The 16,699-nt window shown below is 68.3% G+C and carries 13 protein-coding genes; 6 read left to right on the top strand and 7 right to left on the bottom strand.

The genetic code is table 11. The annotated features are described in order from the left end of the window. Together ABT367_RS07800 and ABT367_RS07805 are read left to right on the top strand one after the other, a co-directional pair. A partial coding sequence (locus ABT367_RS07800) for a ribonucleoside-diphosphate reductase subunit alpha (protein WP_352250672.1) occupies window positions 1-2,201 on the top strand: 2,201 nt, incomplete at its 5' end. A gap of 278 nt (window positions 2,202-2,479) precedes the next feature. Further along, window positions 2,480-3,505 carry a ribonucleotide-diphosphate reductase subunit beta gene (locus tag ABT367_RS07805; RefSeq protein WP_352250674.1) on the top strand — a complete coding sequence of 342 codons (1,026 nt, stop codon included), beginning with the start codon at window positions 2,480-2,482 and terminating at the stop codon, window positions 3,503-3,505. A gap of 19 nt (window positions 3,506-3,524) precedes the next feature. Here ABT367_RS07805 and ABT367_RS07810 read toward each other — a convergent pair whose 3' ends face one another. The 6 genes from ABT367_RS07810 to ABT367_RS07835 form a co-directional block, all read right to left on the bottom strand. Beyond that, window positions 3,525-4,265: a class I SAM-dependent DNA methyltransferase gene (locus ABT367_RS07810; RefSeq protein WP_352250676.1), complete on the bottom strand. Its 741-nt coding sequence runs from the start codon at window positions 4,263-4,265 to the stop codon at window positions 3,525-3,527. A 144-nt stretch (window positions 4,266-4,409) separates the two neighbouring features. Continuing rightward, window positions 4,410-4,589, bottom strand: a complete 180-nt coding sequence (locus ABT367_RS07815; RefSeq protein WP_352250678.1) for a YbdD/YjiX family protein — start codon at window positions 4,587-4,589, stop codon at window positions 4,410-4,412. After that, window positions 4,589-6,802 (bottom strand): carbon starvation CstA family protein, encoded by a 2,214-nt coding sequence (locus ABT367_RS07820; protein WP_352250680.1) that lies wholly within the window; start codon window positions 6,800-6,802, stop codon window positions 4,589-4,591. Before ABT367_RS07820 ends, ABT367_RS07815 begins: the two co-directional genes overlap by 1 nt. Window positions 6,803-6,969: 167 nt before the next feature. After that, window positions 6,970-7,182 carry a YbdD/YjiX family protein gene (locus ABT367_RS07825; protein ID WP_352250682.1) on the bottom strand — a complete coding sequence of 71 codons (213 nt, stop codon included), beginning with the start codon at window positions 7,180-7,182 and terminating at the stop codon, window positions 6,970-6,972. Beyond that, window positions 7,179-9,272 carry a carbon starvation CstA family protein gene (locus ABT367_RS07830; RefSeq protein ID WP_352250808.1) on the bottom strand — a complete coding sequence of 698 codons (2,094 nt, stop codon included), beginning with the start codon at window positions 9,270-9,272 and terminating at the stop codon, window positions 7,179-7,181. The genes ABT367_RS07825 and ABT367_RS07830 overlap by 4 nt, the downstream gene beginning before the upstream one ends. Before the next feature lie 246 nt (window positions 9,273-9,518). After that, entirely contained in the window at window positions 9,519-10,307 is a 789-nt protein-coding gene (locus ABT367_RS07835; RefSeq protein WP_352250810.1) for a GntR family transcriptional regulator, read from the bottom strand. Between the two features lie 322 nt (window positions 10,308-10,629). Here ABT367_RS07835 and ABT367_RS07840 point away from each other — a divergent pair, with 322 nt between their 5' ends. The 4 genes from ABT367_RS07840 (at window position 10,630) to ABT367_RS07855 (ending at window position 15,439) form a co-directional block, all read left to right on the top strand. Further along, complete coding sequence (locus ABT367_RS07840) at window positions 10,630-11,913, top strand: extracellular solute-binding protein (RefSeq protein ID WP_352250684.1); 1,284 nt, start codon at window positions 10,630-10,632, stop codon at window positions 11,911-11,913. Window positions 11,914-12,139: 226 nt separating this feature from the next. Next, window positions 12,140-13,126, top strand: coding sequence for a carbohydrate ABC transporter permease (locus ABT367_RS07845; protein ID WP_352250686.1), 987 nt, complete (start codon window positions 12,140-12,142; stop codon window positions 13,124-13,126). Next, window positions 13,123-13,953 (top strand): carbohydrate ABC transporter permease, encoded by an 831-nt coding sequence (locus ABT367_RS07850; protein WP_352250688.1) that lies wholly within the window; start codon window positions 13,123-13,125, stop codon window positions 13,951-13,953. The genes ABT367_RS07845 and ABT367_RS07850 overlap by 4 nt, the downstream gene beginning before the upstream one ends. 10 nt (window positions 13,954-13,963) lie before the next feature. After that, complete coding sequence (locus ABT367_RS07855; RefSeq protein WP_352250690.1) at window positions 13,964-15,439, top strand: glycoside hydrolase family 3 protein; 1,476 nt, start codon at window positions 13,964-13,966, stop codon at window positions 15,437-15,439. Between the two features lie 208 nt (window positions 15,440-15,647). On the opposite strand, the gene nagB is transcribed toward ABT367_RS07855, so the two are convergent. Continuing rightward, window positions 15,648-16,433 carry a glucosamine-6-phosphate deaminase gene (nagB, locus tag ABT367_RS07860; protein WP_199551196.1) on the bottom strand — a complete coding sequence of 262 codons (786 nt, stop codon included), beginning with the start codon at window positions 16,431-16,433 and terminating at the stop codon, window positions 15,648-15,650. Window positions 16,434-16,699: the final 266 nt, after the last annotated feature.

Consider the following 16,699-nt stretch of genomic DNA (forward strand, 5'->3'; position numbering starts at 1 on the left):
GGGCCGACGAGGCCGAACTGCGGGAACTGGCCACGGAAGCGGCCGCCGGACTGATCGCCGACGACCCCGCGTACTCCCGGCTCGCCGCCCGCCTCCTCACGCTCACCATCGCCGCCGAAGCCGCCTCGCAGGGTGTGCGCACCTTCACCGAGTCCGTCTCGGCCGGCCACCGTGAGGGCCTGATCGCCGACCGCACCGCGGAGTTCGCCCGGGTGCACCACGCCCGCCTCGACGCACTGATCGACGAAGGCGCCGACGACCGCTTCGGCTACTTCGGCCTGCGCACGGTCTACTCCCGCTACCTCCTGCGCCACCCGATCACCCGCAAGGTCATCGAGACCCCCCAGCACTTCATGCTGCGCGTGGCCGCCGGACTCGCCGCCGACGAGTCGGCCGGCGCGCTCGACGAAGTGGCCGCCCTGTACGGCCTGATGAGCCGCCTGGACTATCTGCCGTCCTCGCCGACCCTCTTCAACTCCGGCACCCGCCACCCGCAGATGTCCTCCTGCTACCTGCTCGACTCGCCGCTCGACGAGCTCGACTCCATCTACGACCGCTACCACCAGGTCGCCCGCCTCTCCAAGCACGCCGGCGGCATCGGCCTCGCGTACTCCCGTATCCGCGCCCGCGGTTCACTGATCCGCGGTACGAACGGGCACTCCAACGGCATCGTCCCGTTCCTCAAGACCCTCGACGCCTCCGTCGCCGCCGTGAACCAGGGCGGACGCAGGAAGGGCGCCGCCGCCGTCTACCTGGAGACCTGGCACGCGGACATCGAGGAGTTCCTCGAACTGCGCGACAACACCGGCGAGGACGCCCGCCGCACCCACAACCTCAACCTCGCGCACTGGATCCCCGACGAGTTCATGCGCCGCGTCGAGACCGGCGGCGACTGGTCGCTGTTCTCCCCGGCCGACGTGCCCGAGCTCGTGGACCTGTGGGGCGACGAGTTCGACGCCGCGTACCGGAAGGCGGAGGCCGCGGGGCTGGCCCAGAAGACCCTCCCGGCCCGCGACCTGTACGGCCGCATGATGCGCACCCTCGCGCAGACCGGCAACGGCTGGATGACCTTCAAGGACGCCGCCAACCGCACCGCCAACCAGACCGCGGAGCCCGGCCACACCGTCCACTCCTCGAACCTGTGCACCGAGATCCTGGAGGTGACGGACGACGGGGAGACGGCCGTCTGCAACCTGGGTTCCGTGAACCTGGGGGCGTTCGTCCGCGAAGGCTCCATCGACTGGGAGCGCCTGGACGAGACCGTCCGCACCGCGGTCACCTTCCTGGACCGCGTGGTCGACATCAACTTCTACCCGACCGAGCAGGCGGGCCGCTCCAACGCCCGCTGGCGCCCGGTGGGCCTCGGCGCGATGGGGCTGCAGGACGTCTTCTTCCAGCTGCGCCTGCCCTTCGACTCGCCCGAGGCACGCGCGCTGTCCACCCGTATCGCCGAGCGCATCATGCTCGCCGCCTACGAGGCCTCCTGCGACCTCGCCGAACGCGGAGGCCCGCTGCCCGCATGGGACAAGACCCGCGCGGCACGCGGAGTCCTGCACCCCGACCACTACGACGTCGAGCTGAACTGGCCGGAGCGCTGGACCGCCCTGCGTACCCGCATCGCCGCCACCGGTATGCGCAACTCGCTGCTTCTGGCCATCGCGCCGACCGCCACCATCGCCTCGATCGCCGGCGTCTACGAGTGCATCGAGCCCCAGGTCTCCAACCTCTTCAAGCGCGAGACGCTCAGCGGTGAATTCCTGCAGGTCAACGCCTACTTGGTCGACGAGCTCAAGAAGCTCGGCGTCTGGGACGCCCAGACCCGCGAGGCGCTGCGCGAGTCCAACGGCTCGGTCCAGGGCCTCAGTTGGATTCCGGCCGAGGTCCGCGCGCTGTACCGCACCGCCTGGGAGATCCCGCAGCGCGGCCTGATCGACATGGCCGCCGCCCGCACCCCCTTCCTCGACCAGTCGCAGTCCCTGAACCTCTTCCTCGAGACGCCCACCATCGGCAAGTTGAGCTCGATGTACGCGTACGCCTGGAAGCAGGGCCTGAAGACCACGTACTACCTGCGCTCGCGCCCGGCGACCCGGATCGCGCGCGCGGCGTCCGCAACTTCGATTCCCGTACAACAGTTGGACAGTACGACCGATGCGGTCGCCTGTTCTCTGGAGAACCCGGAGAGCTGCGAGGCCTGCCAGTAGTCACAGGCTCCCCCACTCGAAGAGTGGGAGGTGTCAGCCATCGCGGCCGACGCTCACTGTGACCAGCACGAGCCATCGTCAAGAGGGAGGTGACCTTGATGGCTACGTTCCGTACGGGACGGAAGACCCACCCGACTGTGCTTCCTCAGCAGTCGGCTCTGGAACCCGGACCGGCATGTCCTCCTCCTTCAGCGAGCTGACGGATACGCCTACACCACAGAGAAGGAGGCAGGGGACGCTCCAGACATAGCCTCTGGGGAATCCGCCCCTCGCAGCACATGACGACCGCACCTGAAAAGACCCAGAAGAACCTGCTCGACCCGGGCTTCGAACTCACGCTCCGCCCCATGCGCTACCCCGACTTCTACGAGCGCTACCGGGACGCGATCAAGAACACCTGGACCGTCGAGGAGGTCGACCTCCACTCCGACGTCTCCGACCTGGCGAAGCTCTCGCCGGGCGAGCAGCACATGATCGGCCGGCTCGTCGCGTTCTTCGCGACGGGCGACTCGATCGTGGCGAACAACCTGGTCCTGACGCTCTACAAGCACATCAACTCCCCGGAGGCGCGGCTCTATCTCTCGCGCCAGCTCTTCGAGGAGGCCGTCCACGTCCAGTTCTATCTGACGCTTCTGGACACCTATCTGCCGGATCCGGAGGACCGGGCGGCGGCCTTCGCGGCGGTCGAGAACATCCCCTCCATCAAGGAGAAGGCCGAGTTCTGCTTCAAGTGGATGGACTCGGTCGAATCGATCGACCGCCTGGAGACCCAGGCCGACCGGCGCCGCTTCCTGCTCAACCTGATCTGCTTCGCGGCCTGCATCGAGGGCCTCTTCTTCTACGGCGCCTTCGCGTACGTGTACTGGTTCCGCTCGCGGGGGCTGCTGCATGGGCTCGCCACGGGGACCAACTGGGTGTTCCGGGACGAAACCATGCATATGAACTTCGCGTTCGAGGTCGTCGACACCGTCCGCAAGGAAGAGCCGGAGCTCTTTGACGACGCACTCGAGCAGCAGGTCACGGACATGCTGAAGGAGGCCGTGGAGGCCGAGCTGCAGTTCGGCCGCGACCTGTGCGGCGAGGGCCTGCCCGGCATGAACACCGAGTCGATGCGCCAGTACCTGGAGTGCGTGGCCGACCAGCGCCTCGTACGCCTCGGGTTCGCGCCGCTCTACGGTTCGGAGAACCCCTTCTCCTTCATGGAACTCCAGGGCGTCCAGGAGCTGACCAACTTCTTCGAGCGCCGGCCGTCGGCGTACCAGGTGGCGGTGGAGGGCTCGGTGTCGTTCGACGACGAGTTCTAGCCGGAGGGGTGGGCGCCGTTCAGACCGGCTTGCGCCACACGGAGATGTGCTTCGCGGAGTCCTGGGTGAACGGTGTTCCGTCCCAGTCCGCGACGCGCCTTTCCAGCTCCAGGCCGGCCAGCTTGGCCATCAGGTCCAGCTCGGCCGGCCAGGCGTACCGCTGCCGGAAGTTCTCCCGTCGGTAGCGGCCGTCGTCGCCGTCGCGGGTGAAGTGGTGCGAGACGAGGGTCTGTTCGACCAGGTCGAATGTGTCGAAGCCGAGATGGCGTTCGGATACGTCGAATGGCACGGCGACCTGGCCGGGCGGCAGGAAGCGCAGGGGCGGTACGCAGAGTTCGATCACGAAGCGGCCGCCGGGCGACAGATGGCGGGCGGCGTTGCGGAAGCACTCGACCTGCTCGTCCTGCGTGAGCAGGTTCGAGATCGTGTTGTAGACGAGGTAGACCAGGGAGAACGTGCCGGGGACGACGGCGGCGGCCATGTCCCCGATGGTCACGGGGAGAGTCTCCTCGTCGGCCTTGCGGCGCAGCACCGCGGCCATGGGCTCCGACAACTCGATGCCCGCCACCGGTACGCCGCGTTCCCTGAGCGGGACGCCGACGCGCCCTGTCCCGATGGCGAACTCCAACGCCCGGCCGTCTCCGGCGAGTTCGGCGAGGAAGTCGAGGGTCGGTCCGAGTACGGCGGCCGAGGACAGCTCGGTCTCTTCGGCGTCGTAGCGTTCGGCGGTCTCTTGGGTCCACAGTTCACTGCTCGTCACGGGCCACCACATTGCCGGGCGGCGAGGGGCGTTGTCGACGCAATTACCCGGGCGCATGTTGTCGGTGGATCCACCCGGCCGGCAACGGCAGCGGCCCCCGGTGCGAGAACCTCTCGCACCGGGGGCCACCCCCTTACGCACTGCTCAGCAGCACCGGAACCCCTCCCGGGGGTCCGCCTCCCTGGCGTCCATCCGCTCCCGCTCGAACTCCCGCCGGGACTTCGGCACTTGGCCGTGGGAGCGGGCGTGGGCCGCGTACCGGTCGTAGACCGATTCGCCCGACAGTTCGCGCCACCAGTAGCGGATTTCCTTCAGGAGCGCCATCAGGGCTTCCCGGCCGCCACCGGCGTACCACCGGATGTGCCGTCCGAGTCGGAAGCGCCCGCCGCCGCGAGCTCCGCCTTCTCCTCGGCCGTCGGCCACAGGCCCGCCGGCGCCACGATCTTGGACTCGACGTACTCGGCTTCCTTGAGCTCCGCCGTACCCGGGTTGCGGATCGCCTTGACGCAGACGCGGGTCGCGTCGGCCAGGACGATGATGATCAGGACCGCGAAGAGCGCGGAGAGCACGCCGTCCACCGTGGCGTTGGTGACGATGGTCTCCATCGCGTCCCTGGTCTTCGCCGTGCCGAAGGACTCGGCGCCCGAGTCGAGAGCGTCCTGGTAGGCCTTGCGCTGGGCGAAGAAGCCGACCTTGACGTCGTCCGAGAACACCTTCTGCCAGCTCGCGGTCAGGGTGACCGCGACGTCCCAGAGCAGCGGAATGCCGGTCACCCAGGCCCACTTGAGGCGGCCCGACTTGATGAGCAGCGTCGTACAGACGGCGAGGGCTACCGCGGCGAGCAGTTGGTTGGCGATACCGAAGAGCGGGAAGAGCTGGTTGATGCCGCCCAGTGGGTCGTGCACGCCGACCCACAGGAAGTAGCCCCAGCCGCCGACCACGATCGCACTCGTCAGCCAGACGCCGGGCCACCAGCTGACGCGCTTGAGCGGCTTGTAGATGTTGCCCAGGGTGTCCTGGAGCATGAAGCGGCCCACGCGGGTACCGGCGTCCACGGTGGTGAGGATGAAGAGGGCCTCGAACATGATCGCGAAGTGATACCAGAAGGCCTTCATCCCGGCGCCGCCGATCACGGCCGAGAAGATCTCCGACATGCCGAGCGCGAAGGTCGGGGCGCCACCGGTCTTGGAGGTGATGGACGGTTCGCCGACGTCCTTGGCTGCCTGGGCGAGGGTGGCGGGGTCGATGCTGAAGCCGAAGTTCTTCACCGCCTCGGAGGCGGACTCCAGCGTCGGGCCGAGCACGCCCGCGGGCGAGTTGACCGCGAAGTACAGGCCGGGCTCCAGGATGCAGGCACAGATCACGGCCATGATCGCGACGAACGACTCGGTGAGCATCGACCCGTAGCCGATCAGCCGGACCTGCGTCTCCTTCTGCACCATCTTCGGCGTCGTACCGGAGGAGACCAGCGCGTGGAAGCCGGACAGGGCGCCACAGGCGATCGTGATGAAGACGAACGGGAACATCGAGCCCGCGAAGACCGGACCGGCGCCGCTGGTGGCGAACTCCGTGACCGCGTCCATCTTCATGGTCGGCATCGCGATCACGACTCCGAGCGCGAGCAGCACGATCGTGCCGATCTTCATGAAGGTGGAGAGGTAGTCGCGCGGGGCGAGCAGCATCCAGACCGGCAGGACCGAGGCCAGGAAGCCGTATGCCACCATCCAGATGACCAGCGAGGACGGCGCGAGCGTGAACGCCTCGGCCCAGGAGGACTCGGCGACCCAGCGGCCGGAGACGATCGCGAGCAGCAGCAGCGCGACGCCGAGGACCGAGACCTCGGTGACCCGGCCCGGGCGGAGGATACGCAGGTAGACACCCATGAACAGGGCGATCGGGATGGTCATCGCGATGGAGAAGACACCCCAGGGCGAGTGCGCGAGCGCGTTCACGATCACCAGGGCGAGCACCGCGAGCAGGATGATCATGATGGCGAACACGGCGACCAGCGCGGCGGCGCCGCCGAAGGGGCCGATCTCGTCGCGGGCCATCTGCCCGAGCGACTTGCCGTTGCGCCGGGTCGAGAAGAACAGCACCACCATGTCCTGCACGGCACCGGCGAAGATCACGCCGGCCACGATCCAGATGGTGCCCGGCAGATAACCCATCTGCGCGGCGAGCACCGGGCCGACCAGCGGACCCGCGCCCGCGACGGCCGCGAAGTGGTGGCCGAAGAGCACGCGGCGGTCGGTGGGGTGGAAGTCGACACCGTTGTCGAGGCGCTCGGCCGGGGTGGCGCGCTTCTTGTCGACCTTCAGGACCCGGTTGGCGATGAACTTCGAGTAGAAGCGGTATGCGATCGCATACGATCCGAGGGCCGCGGCGAGCAGCCACGCCGCCGAGATCTCCTCGCCGCGCGAGAGGGCGAGCACACCCCAGCCGGTGGCACCGATCAGCGCGACGAGCGCCCAGATGATGACCGATTTGGTGCTTATCTTGCGTTGTGGTCTTGCTGTGTCCGTCGCTGGCTCCGGCATGGTGGCTCCGTCCCCTAGATCACCGTGTAACTCGGCCGAAATCTAGGGGTGCCGGACCGGGATACGGAAGCCCCTGTCCGCATATCGGTCTCCGGACAGGGGCTTTACCCGCGTATGTGAACAGCCTGGCGGTGGAGGTCCGGCCTCGACCGCAGGGAGATGCCGTCTCAGCAGCAGCGGAACCCCTGCCGGGGATCTGCCTCCTGCCGGTCGGTGCGCTCCCGCTCGAACTCGCGGCGGGTCGGCACGGGGGCGTCCGGATGGTCTTTGCGTACGTGAGCGACATAGCGTTCGTACGCGGTCTCGCCGGTCAACTCCCGTACGTACCACCAGATCTTGGAGCCGGCGGACCTCACGGACTTCACGGACTTCACGGTCATGGAGCCACCTCTTCCCGCGGCCCGTCGGTGCGCCCACCGCCCGACCCGAGGCCTGCGGCCGTCAGCTCGGCCTTCTCCTCCTTGGTCGGGAACAGCTGCGCCGGAGCCACGTACTTGGACTCCACGTACGGCTCCTCGTGCGAGACGACCGTGGCCGGATGGCGGATCGCCTTGATGCACACCCGGGCCGCGTCGGCGATGACCACGACGACGAGAACCGCGAAGAGCGCCGAAAGGACGCCGTCCACCGTGGTGTTGGTGACGATCGTCTCGGCGTCCGCGAGCGCCTTGCCCTCCAGCTCGCCACTGTCGATCGCGGCCTGTGCCTTGTCGCCCTGCGCGAAGAAGCCGACGCGCGGATCGCCGGAGAACACCTTCTGCCAGCTGGCGGTGAGCGTCGTCACCGCCACCCAGATCAGCGGAACCCCCGTCACCCAGGCCCACTTGAGCCGTCCGGACTTGATGAGCAGCGTCGTGCAGACCGTGAGGGCGACCGCGCCGAGCAGCTGGTTGGAGATGCCGAAGAGCGGGAAGAGCTGGTTGATCCCGCCGAGCGGATCCCGTACGCCGACCCACAGGAAGTAGCCCCACAGGCCGCACACGATCGCGCTGCAGATGATCAGGCCCGGCCACCAGCTCACGCGCTTGAGCGGCTTGTAGACGTTGCCGAGGGTGTCCTGCAGCATGAAGCGTCCGACACGGGTGCCGGCGTCGAGCGCGGTGAGGATGAACAGCGCCTCGAACATGATCGCGAAGTGGTACCAGAACGCCTTGAGCCCGTCCCCGGTCACCGAAGCGAAGATGTCCGCCACGCCGATCGCGAAGGTCGGAGCCCCTCCCGTACGGCCCCAAAGCGAGGCCTCCTCGACCGACTTCGCGTAGGCCGCCATATCGGCCTCGGTGAGGCTGAAGCCCCAGCCCTGGATGGTGTTCACCCAGTCCTGGGCGGTCTCGCCGAGCACCGCGGGCGCCGAGTTCATCCCGAAGTAGAGCCCCGGGTCGAGCACACAGGCCGCGATCATCGCCATGATCGCCACGGAGGACTCCAACAGCATGGAGCCGTATCCGATCATGCGGACCTGGGTCTCCTTCTCGACCATCTTCGGCGTCGTGCCCGAGGAGATCAGCGAGTGGAAACCGGACAGGGCCCCGCAGGCGATGGTGATGAACACGAAGGGGAAGAGCGACCCGGCGAAGACCGGGCCCGTGCCCTGGGTGGCGAAGTCCGTGACCGCGTCCATCTTCAGGGTGGGCGCGGCGACCACGACGCCGATGAAGAGCAGCCCGATGGTGCCGAGCTTCATGAACGTCGACAGATAGTCGCGTGGCGCGAGCAGCATCCACACCGGCAGTACGGAGGCGATGAACGCGTACGCCACCAGCCAGATGACCAGCGACTCCTTGCTGAGCGTGAAGGCCTCCGCCCAGGAGGACTTGGCCACCCAGCGGCCCGCGATCAGCGCGAGCAGCAGCAGGGCCACACCGATCAGCGAGACCTCCGCGATCCGCCCCGGCCTGATCACCCGCAGGTAGAAGCCCATGAACAGGGCGATCGGGACGGTCATCCCGATGGAGAAGGTGCCCCACGGGGACTCGGCGAGCGCGTTGACGACCACGAGCGCGAGCACCGCGAGCAGGATGATCATGATGGCGAAGACCGCGAGCAGTGCGGCCGCGCCGCCCACCGGGCCGATCTCCTCGCGCGCCATCTGGCCGAGCGAACGGCCGTTGCGGCGGGTCGAGAAGAACAGGACCACCATGTCCTGTACGGCACCGGCGAAGATCACGCCGGCGATGATCCAGATGGTGCCGGGCAGATATCCCATCTGCGCGGCGAGCACCGGGCCGACCAGCGGACCCGCGCCGGAGATCGCGGCGAAGTGGTGTCCGAAGAGCACCCGGCGGTCGGTGGGCTGGTAGTCGATCCCGTTGTCGAGCCGTTCCGCGGGAGTGGCCCGCGTCTTGTCGACCTTCAGGACCTTGTACGCGATGAACTTCGAGTAGAACCGATAACCGATCGCGTACGAGCCGAGCGCGGCGGCCACCATCCAGGCCGCCGACACCTCCTCGCCGCGCGACAGGGCGAGCATGGTCCAGCCCGCCGCGCCCGCGAGGGCGACGACGGTCCAGATGACGATGGAGCGGGTCTTGTCGGGCCTGCTGCCGGTGGCTGCGGTCGACACGGGCGTCCCTCCCGTTCATGCGGCGACGGGAGGACGGTAGAGCAGGAATGTGATGTGCGCTACACCGCGCGGCGGAAGAGACCCAACTGCCTTGGTCCTGCGGCCGCTTCGGACGTGCTGCCTTGGTCCTGCGGCCGCTTCGGAGGTGCTGCCTTAGTCCTGCGGCCGCTTCAGGCGCGCCACGAACTTGTAGCGGTCGCCGCGGTACACCGAGCGCACCCACTCCACCGGCTTGCCCTCCGCGTCCACCGAGTGCCGCGACAGCATCAGCATCGGCAGGCCCACGTCCGTGCCGAGCATGGCCGCCTCGGTCGGTGTGGCCAGGGAGGTCTCGATGGTCTCCTCGGCCTCGGCGAGATGCACGTCGTAGACCTCGGCGAGCGCCGTGTACAGCGAGGTGTACTTGACCAGCGAGCGGCGCAGCGCAGGGAAGCGCTTGGCCGACAGATGCGTGGTCTCGATGGCCATCGGCTCGGCGTTCGCGAGGCGCAGACGCTGGATGCGCAGGACCCGGCCGCCGGTGGTGATGTCGAGCAGTTCGGCGAGCCGGTCGTCGGCCGTGATGTAGCCGATGTCCAGGAGCTGCGAGGTGGGTTCGAGGCCCTGGGCCCGCATGTCCTCGGTGTACGAGGTGAGTTGGAGCGACTGGGAGACCTTGGGCTTGGCGACGAAGGTGCCCTTGCCCTGGATCCGCTCGAGCCGGCCCTCGACCACCAGTTCCTGCAGCGCCTGGCGCACGGTGGTGCGCGAGGTGTCGAACTCGGCCGCGAGCGTGCGCTCCGGCGGTACGGGCGTGCCCGGCGGAAGGGTCTCCGTCATATCGAGCAAGTGCCGCTTCAGGCGGTAGTACTTGGGGACGCGGGCGGCACGCCCGGTGCTCGTCGGCTCGGCCGCCGTGGTGCCGCGCTGTGTGTTCTTCGGGTCGCCCGTCTCGGTGCCCATACGCCCGCCCGTCCCGCCCGTCTCCTGGCCGCCGAGTGTGACGCTCTTACGCGGCTCCTGTGCTGCTGCCGTCACCGGCTCCTCCGTTAATCGCGGCTCACATCGTGACACGGCCCTGTCCCGGCCTGTCGCTGTCGCTCAGGTGTCGGTCCGGTAACGGGATGTGGGACCCCTCTTATACACCCTTGACACCCCCAAAGGTCTAGGCCAAGCTCCCCGTACTGGTCTACACCATTAAAGACCAGGTCCCAGCCCCACGGGAGTACTTGGCGTATGTCACCGCAGTGGGCAGGGGGGTGGGCAGATCCCTGAGGAGGGTGACGTGAAGCGCAAGCTGATTGCGGCTGCGGGTGTCGCAGCGATGATGGTGTCCATTGCCGCATGCGGGGACGACAGCGGCGACAAGGGCAGCGAAGGCAAGAAAGGCCCCGACAGCTTCAAGGGCCAGACCCTGACGTTCTGGGCGATGGACGGCTCCACGCCGGACGCCTGGGTCAAGGACCTCACGGCCGAGTTCGAGAAGAAGACCGGCGCCAAGCTGAAGGTCGAAGTCCAGCAGTGGAACGGCATCCAGCAGAAGCTGACCACGGCGCTCTCCGAGGAGAACCCGCCCGACGTCTTCGAGATCGGCAACACCCAGACCCCGGCGTACGCGCAGACCGGCGGCCTGGCCGACCTCGGTGACCTCAAGAGCGAGATCGGCGGCGACTGGACCGAGTCGCTCAACAAGTCCTCGGTCTTCGACGGCAAGCAGTACGGCGCCCCGTGGTACTTCGCCAACCGCGTCGTGCTCTACAACAAGTCGGTCTTCAAGGAGGCCGGCGTCACCGAGGTCCCGAAGACCCGCGACGAGTTCTTCGCGGCCCTCGACAAGATCAAGGCCAAGGGCAAGGCCGAGCCGCTCTACCTGCCCGGCCAGAACTGGTACTTCTTCGACGGGCTCACCATCGGCAAGGGTGCCGAGCTCGTGAAGAAGGACGGCGACAAGTGGGTCTCCAACCTGGGCGACCCCAAGGTCGGCGAGGCCATGGAGCTCTACAAGAAGTACGCGGACTACTCCAAGGCCCCCAAGGACAAGGACGAGGCCACCCCGCAGCAGGGTGAGGTCTTCGCCAAGGGCAAGGTCGGCGCCTTCATCGGCATGGGCTGGGAAGCCGGCATCGCCATCAAGGCCAACCCGAAGATCGAGAAGGAGATCGGCTACTTCACCATCCCGGGTGAGACCGCCGACAAGCCGGAGAGCGTCTTCCTCGGCGGCTCCAACCTCGCGATCGCCGAGGGCAGCGAGAAGCAGGAGCTCGCGAAGGAGTTCCTGAAGATCGCCCTCTCCGACAAGTTCGAGGGCCAGCTGGCCAAGCTCAACGGCGTCATCCCGAACAAGGAGTCGCTGCAGTCCAACCTGACGGGCAACCCGGCCGCCGAGGCCGCCGCCCCGGCCGCCGCCGTCGGTGGCACCACCCCGCTGATCGCGGAGTGGGCCGCGGTGGAGAACGCCCCGAACCCGATCAAGACCTACATGACCGCCTTCCTCAACGGTAAGTCGCACGAGGAAGCCGCCAAGTCGGTCGAGGAAGAGTTCAACAAGCGCCTCGCGCAGAAGCAGTAACGCGCCGGATCGCCGGACATGCGGACTCCGCGGTGAGCGGGTGTGCAGATGAGCAGTCATCGCCACCGGCACCGCGGAGCTCCGCCGAGCAGTAACTCCGACGCCGCAGTGCAGCGGTAAGTCGCAGCCGGGGGCCGGCCGTTCGCCGGCCCGGCCCCCGGCACGCTGTGCGCGCACCCGCAGGACGCGCATGCTTTCGGTACGCCCCACGAAAGAGATGGCGAGCATGACCGTGCAGACCGACCGCCCGGGAACGGGCCCGGTAGAGGTCCATAAGTCGGACGGGGGAGGGGGGCCGCGCACTCAGCAGAGCAAGCGCGTCCGCAGCGCCAGACTCGCCCCGTACCTCCTGCTTCTCCCCGCCCTTGCAGCCACGCTGGTGCTGCTCGGCTGGCCGCTGGTCAAGAACGGCTTGCTGTCGTTCCAGAACCTCAATATGCGCCAGCTCATCCAGCACCTCACCGAGTGGAACGGCGTCGAGAACTACACCGAGATCCTCGGCAGCGACGACTTCTGGCGGGTCACCGGCCGCTCGATCGTGTTCACGGCGGTCAACGTCGTACTGATCATGATCGTCGGTACGCTCGTCGGTCTGCTGCTCGCGCGGCTCGGCAAGAAGATGCGTCTGCTGCTCCTGCTGGGCCTCGTGCTCGCCTGGGCCATGCCGACCATCGCGGCCACCACCGTCTTCCAGTGGCTCTTCGCCTCCCGGTACGGGGTGGTCAACTGGGTCCTCGCGAAGCTGGGCTTCGAGGGCATGGCGGACTACAACTGGTTCGGCAGCCAGATGTCCACCTTCTCCGTCCTGGTGATCCTGCTCGTCTGGCAGTCCATACCGTTCGTCGCGATCAACCTCTACGCCGCGACGACCACCATCCCCAAGGAGCTCTACGAGGCCGCGTCGCTCGACGGCGCCGGCGCCTGGAAGAGCTTCACGAACGTCACGTTCCCGACGCTGCGTCCGTTCCTGTTCGCGACGACGTTCCTCGAAGTCATCTGGATCTTCAAGGCGTTCGCCCAGGTCTTCGCCATCAATGAGGGCGGCCCGGACCGGATGACGGAGATCCTTCCCGTGTACGCCTTCATCGAGGGCGTCGGCAACCAGCACTACGGAGTGGGCGCGGCCATCTCGCTGCTCACGATCCTGGTCCTGCTGGGTCTGACCTCGTACTACCTGCGTCTGGTGCTCAAGCAAGAGGAGGACGAGCTGTGAAGCGCTCACTGTTCGGCCGGACATGGCCCAATGTGGTGGCCTTCATCCTGTTCCTCGGGCTCGTGTTCCCCGTCTACTGGATGTTCGCGACGTCCTTCAAGCCGACGATCGACATCATCAGCGAGAACCCGGTCTGGTTCCCCGTCGACTTCACCTTCGAGCACTTCACCACGGCACTCGAAGCACCCAACTTCTGGACCCTGGTGCGCAACTCGCTCACCGTCACCGTCGGCGCGGTGGTCTTCTCGCTGCTCATCGCGCTGGCCGGCTCGTTCGCCCTGGCACGGATGCGGTTCAAGGGACGGCGCGGCTTCATCATCGGCTTCATGGTCGCGCAGATGGCGCCCTGGGAAGTCATGGTCATCGCGATCTACTTCCTCGTCCGCGATTCCGACATGCTCAACAGCCTGATCCCGCTCACCCTCTTCTACATGATGATGGTGCTGCCCTTCACGATCCTGACGCTGCGCGGCTTCGTCGCCGCCATTCCGAAGGAGCTGGAGGAGTCGGCGATGGTGGACGGCTGCTCGCGGATGCAGGCCTTCCGCAAGGTGATCTTCCCGTTGCTCGCGCCCGGTCTGATGGCCACCTCGCTGTTCGGCTTCATCACGGCCTGGAACGAGTTCCCGCTCGTCCTGGTCCTCAACAAGCAGGCCGAGGCGCAGACCCTGCCGATCTGGCTGCAGCGCTTCCAGACCAACTTCGGGGACGACTGGGGTGCCACGATGGCAGCGTCCTCGTTGTTCGCGATCCCGATCCTGATCCTCTTCGTCTTCCTGCAGCGCCGGGCCGTCAGCGGTCTGACCTCAGGCGCCGTGAAGGGATGAACACCCGCACATGACGACACTCGCCCACGGCACCGACACGCTGACCCGTGACGCCCTTGCCGTCCTGCAGCCCGGCTTCGTCGGGACCAGCGCCCCGGACTGGCTGCTTCGCCGGATCGGTGAAGGCCTCCACTCGGTCGGCCTGTTCGGCCGAAACATCCACACACCGGAGCAACTCGCCGCGCTCACCGCCCAGTTGCGGGCCGAACGCGACGGTGTCCTCGTCGCCATCGACGAGGAGGGCGGCGACGTCACCCGCCTCGAGGTGCGCAGCGGCTCGTCGTTCCCCGGCAACCATGCCCTCGGCGCGGTCGACGACGCCGACCTGACCCATGACGTCGCGGCCGAGCTCGGCCGCCGTCTCGCGGCCTGCGGAGTCAACCTCAACTGGGCGCCATCGGCGGACGTCAACTCCAACGCCGACAACCCCGTCATCGGCGTCCGCTCCTTCGGCGCGGATCCGTCGTCGGTGGCCCGGCACACGGCCGCGTACGTCCGGGGCCTGCAGTCCTCCGGCGTCGCGGCCTGCACCAAGCACTTCCCGGGCCACGGCGACACGAGCGTCGACTCGCACCACGCGCTGCCGAGCATCGACGTGTCCCTCGAGGTCCTGCGGGAACGCGAGTTGGCGCCGTTCCGCGCCGCGATCGCCGCCGGCACCAAGGCGGTCATGAGCGCGCACATCCTGCTGCCCGCCCTCGACACCGACCGTCCGGCGACCCTCTCGCGCCGCATCCTCACCGGACTGCTGCGCGAGGAGCTCGGCTTCGACGGCCTGATCGTCACGGACGGCATGGAGATGCAGGCCATCTCCGCGACGTACGGCATCGAGCGCGGCAGCGTCCTCGCCATCGCCGCCGGCGCCGACGCGATCTGCGTGGGCGGCGGTCTCGCGGACGACGACACGGTGGTGCGCCTGCGGGACGCGCTCATCGCGGCGGTCCGCAGCGGCGAACTCCCCGAGGAACGCCTCGCGGACGCGGCCGCCCGGGTCCGCGCACTGGGGGAGTGGAGCGCTTCTTCGGTACGGGAGGACCGCGCGCCGCAGACGGACATCGGCCTGGTCGCCGCCCGCCGGGCACTCACGGTGACGGGCTCGGGTCCGCTGCTCGACGCGCCGGCCTACGTGGCGGCCTTCACGCCGATGGCCAATATCGCGGTCGGCGACGAGACGCCCTGGGGCGTGGCGGCCGAACTGGGCCGCCGGCTCCCGGGCACGGAGACCGGTTCGTACGGGGACGGGGTCTCGGTCGACGCGCTGCTCGCGGCCGCGGGCTCGCGCCGCATCGTGGCCGTGGTCCGTGACGAGCACCGGCACGCGTGGATGGCCGCCGCCCTCGACGCGCTGATCGCCGCGCGGCCGGACACCGTCGTCGTCGAGATGGGTGTGCCGCAGTCCGAGCCCCGGGGTGCGCTGCACGTGGCGACGTACGGCGCGGCGCGGGTGTGCGGGGTCGCCGCGGCGGAAGTCCTCACCGGCGCCTGACCGCGCGCGTCCCCGACGCCATCCGACGGACCCTGGGGGGACGGGCCCGTCGGTGGCGTCCGGGCAGGAGACCCCCTGCCCGTGCATACGAAGTGGGCCCCCTCCTCACGGGAGGGGGCCCACTTCGTATGTCCGGGGGTGCGGGGTGCGGCCTCGAAGTGAGGCACGGGGCGCGGCCTCCGTGACAGGGCCGCGCCCAGGCCGACCCTTAAATCCCCTGCCAGTCCGGCTTGTTGTCGAAGGCGTGGCGGAAGTAGTCCGCCAGCTTCAGCTTGGAGGCTGCGGCCTCGTCGACCACGACCGTCGCATGCCGGTGCAGCTGCAGTGCGGAGGCGGGCACCAGCGAGGAGATCGGGCCCTCCACGGTCTGCGCCACGGCGTCGGCCTTGCCCTCACCGGTCGCGAGCAGCACCAGGTGGCGGGCGTCGAGGATGGTGCCGATGCCCTGGGTGATCACGTGGTGCGGGACCTGGTCGATGTCGTTGTCGAAGAACCGCGCATTGTCGATCCGGGTCTGCTCGATCAGCGTCTTGATCCGCGTACGCGAAGCGAGCGACGAGCAGGGTTCATTGAACCCGATGTGCCCATCGGTGCCGATCCCGAGGATCTGCAGATCCACGCCGCCGGCCGAGGCCAGCGCCTCGTCGTACGCGTCACACGCGGCCTGCACGTCCTCGGCGCTGCCGTCGGGGCCCATGAACTGCGTCTCGGGCAGCCCGAGCGGCTCGACGACCTGGCGGAGCACCGTAGCCCGGTACGACTCGGGGTGTCCCGCGGGCAGCCCCACGTACTCGTCGAGCTGACAGATCCGCGCCTTCGAGGCGTCCACCGCACCGGCGTTCACCTGGGCGATCAACGCGTCGTAGATGGGCAGCGGGGTGGAGCCGGTGGCCACGCCGAGCAGCGCGTCGGGCTTGCGGGCCAGCAGGTCCACGATGGCCCCCGCGATGAGCTCGCCGCCTGCCTTGGCGTCCTTGACGATGACAACTTCCACGCTGGGCCTGCCGATCTGGAGAGTGGGCGAAGGGAGGAGAGATGACGTTGTGGTATAGACCAATCTAACAGAGCTACCCCCGCCCCGCCCCCGGAACTGCTCCGCTCGTGCACGCCGAATCCGCCCCGGAGGAGGGCGGGTGGTCAGGCTGCGGCGGAGCAGGGCGGGGTAGGGCGGAGCAGTCCCGGGGGCCGGGTGGAGCAGGGTGGAGCAGGGTGGAGCAGGCCGGGGCTGGGCGGAGCAGTTCCGGGGGTCGGGCGGAGCCA

This window comes from Streptomyces mesophilus, from assembly GCF_040300965.1.
Taxonomy (GTDB): domain Bacteria; phylum Actinomycetota; class Actinomycetes; order Streptomycetales; family Streptomycetaceae; genus Streptomyces; species Streptomyces mesophilus_A.

Bases quoted from the DNA above. Each gene is read 5' to 3' on its own strand.
- ABT367_RS07805 (WP_352250674.1), top strand. From the start codon at position 2,480: ATGACGACCGCACCTGAAAAGACCCAGAAGAACCTGCTCGACCCGGGC.
- ABT367_RS07815 (WP_352250678.1), bottom strand. From the start codon at position 4,589: ATGGCGCTCCTGAAGGAAATCCGCTACTGGTGGCGCGAACTGTCGGGC.
- ABT367_RS07820 (WP_352250680.1), bottom strand. From the start codon at position 6,802: ATGCCGGAGCCAGCGACGGACACAGCAAGACCACAACGCAAGATAAGC.
- ABT367_RS07825 (WP_352250682.1), bottom strand. From the start codon at position 7,182: ATGACCGTGAAGTCCGTGAAGTCCGTGAGGTCCGCCGGCTCCAAGATC.
- ABT367_RS07830 (WP_352250808.1), bottom strand. From the start codon at position 9,272: ATGCTCGCCCTGTCGCGCGGCGAGGAGGTGTCGGCGGCCTGGATGGTG.
- ABT367_RS07835 (WP_352250810.1), bottom strand. From the start codon at position 10,307: ATGGGCACCGAGACGGGCGACCCGAAGAACACACAGCGCGGCACCACG.
- ABT367_RS07845 (WP_352250686.1), top strand. From the start codon at position 12,140: ATGACCGTGCAGACCGACCGCCCGGGAACGGGCCCGGTAGAGGTCCAT.
- ABT367_RS07855 (WP_352250690.1), top strand. From the start codon at position 13,964: ATGACGACACTCGCCCACGGCACCGACACGCTGACCCGTGACGCCCTT.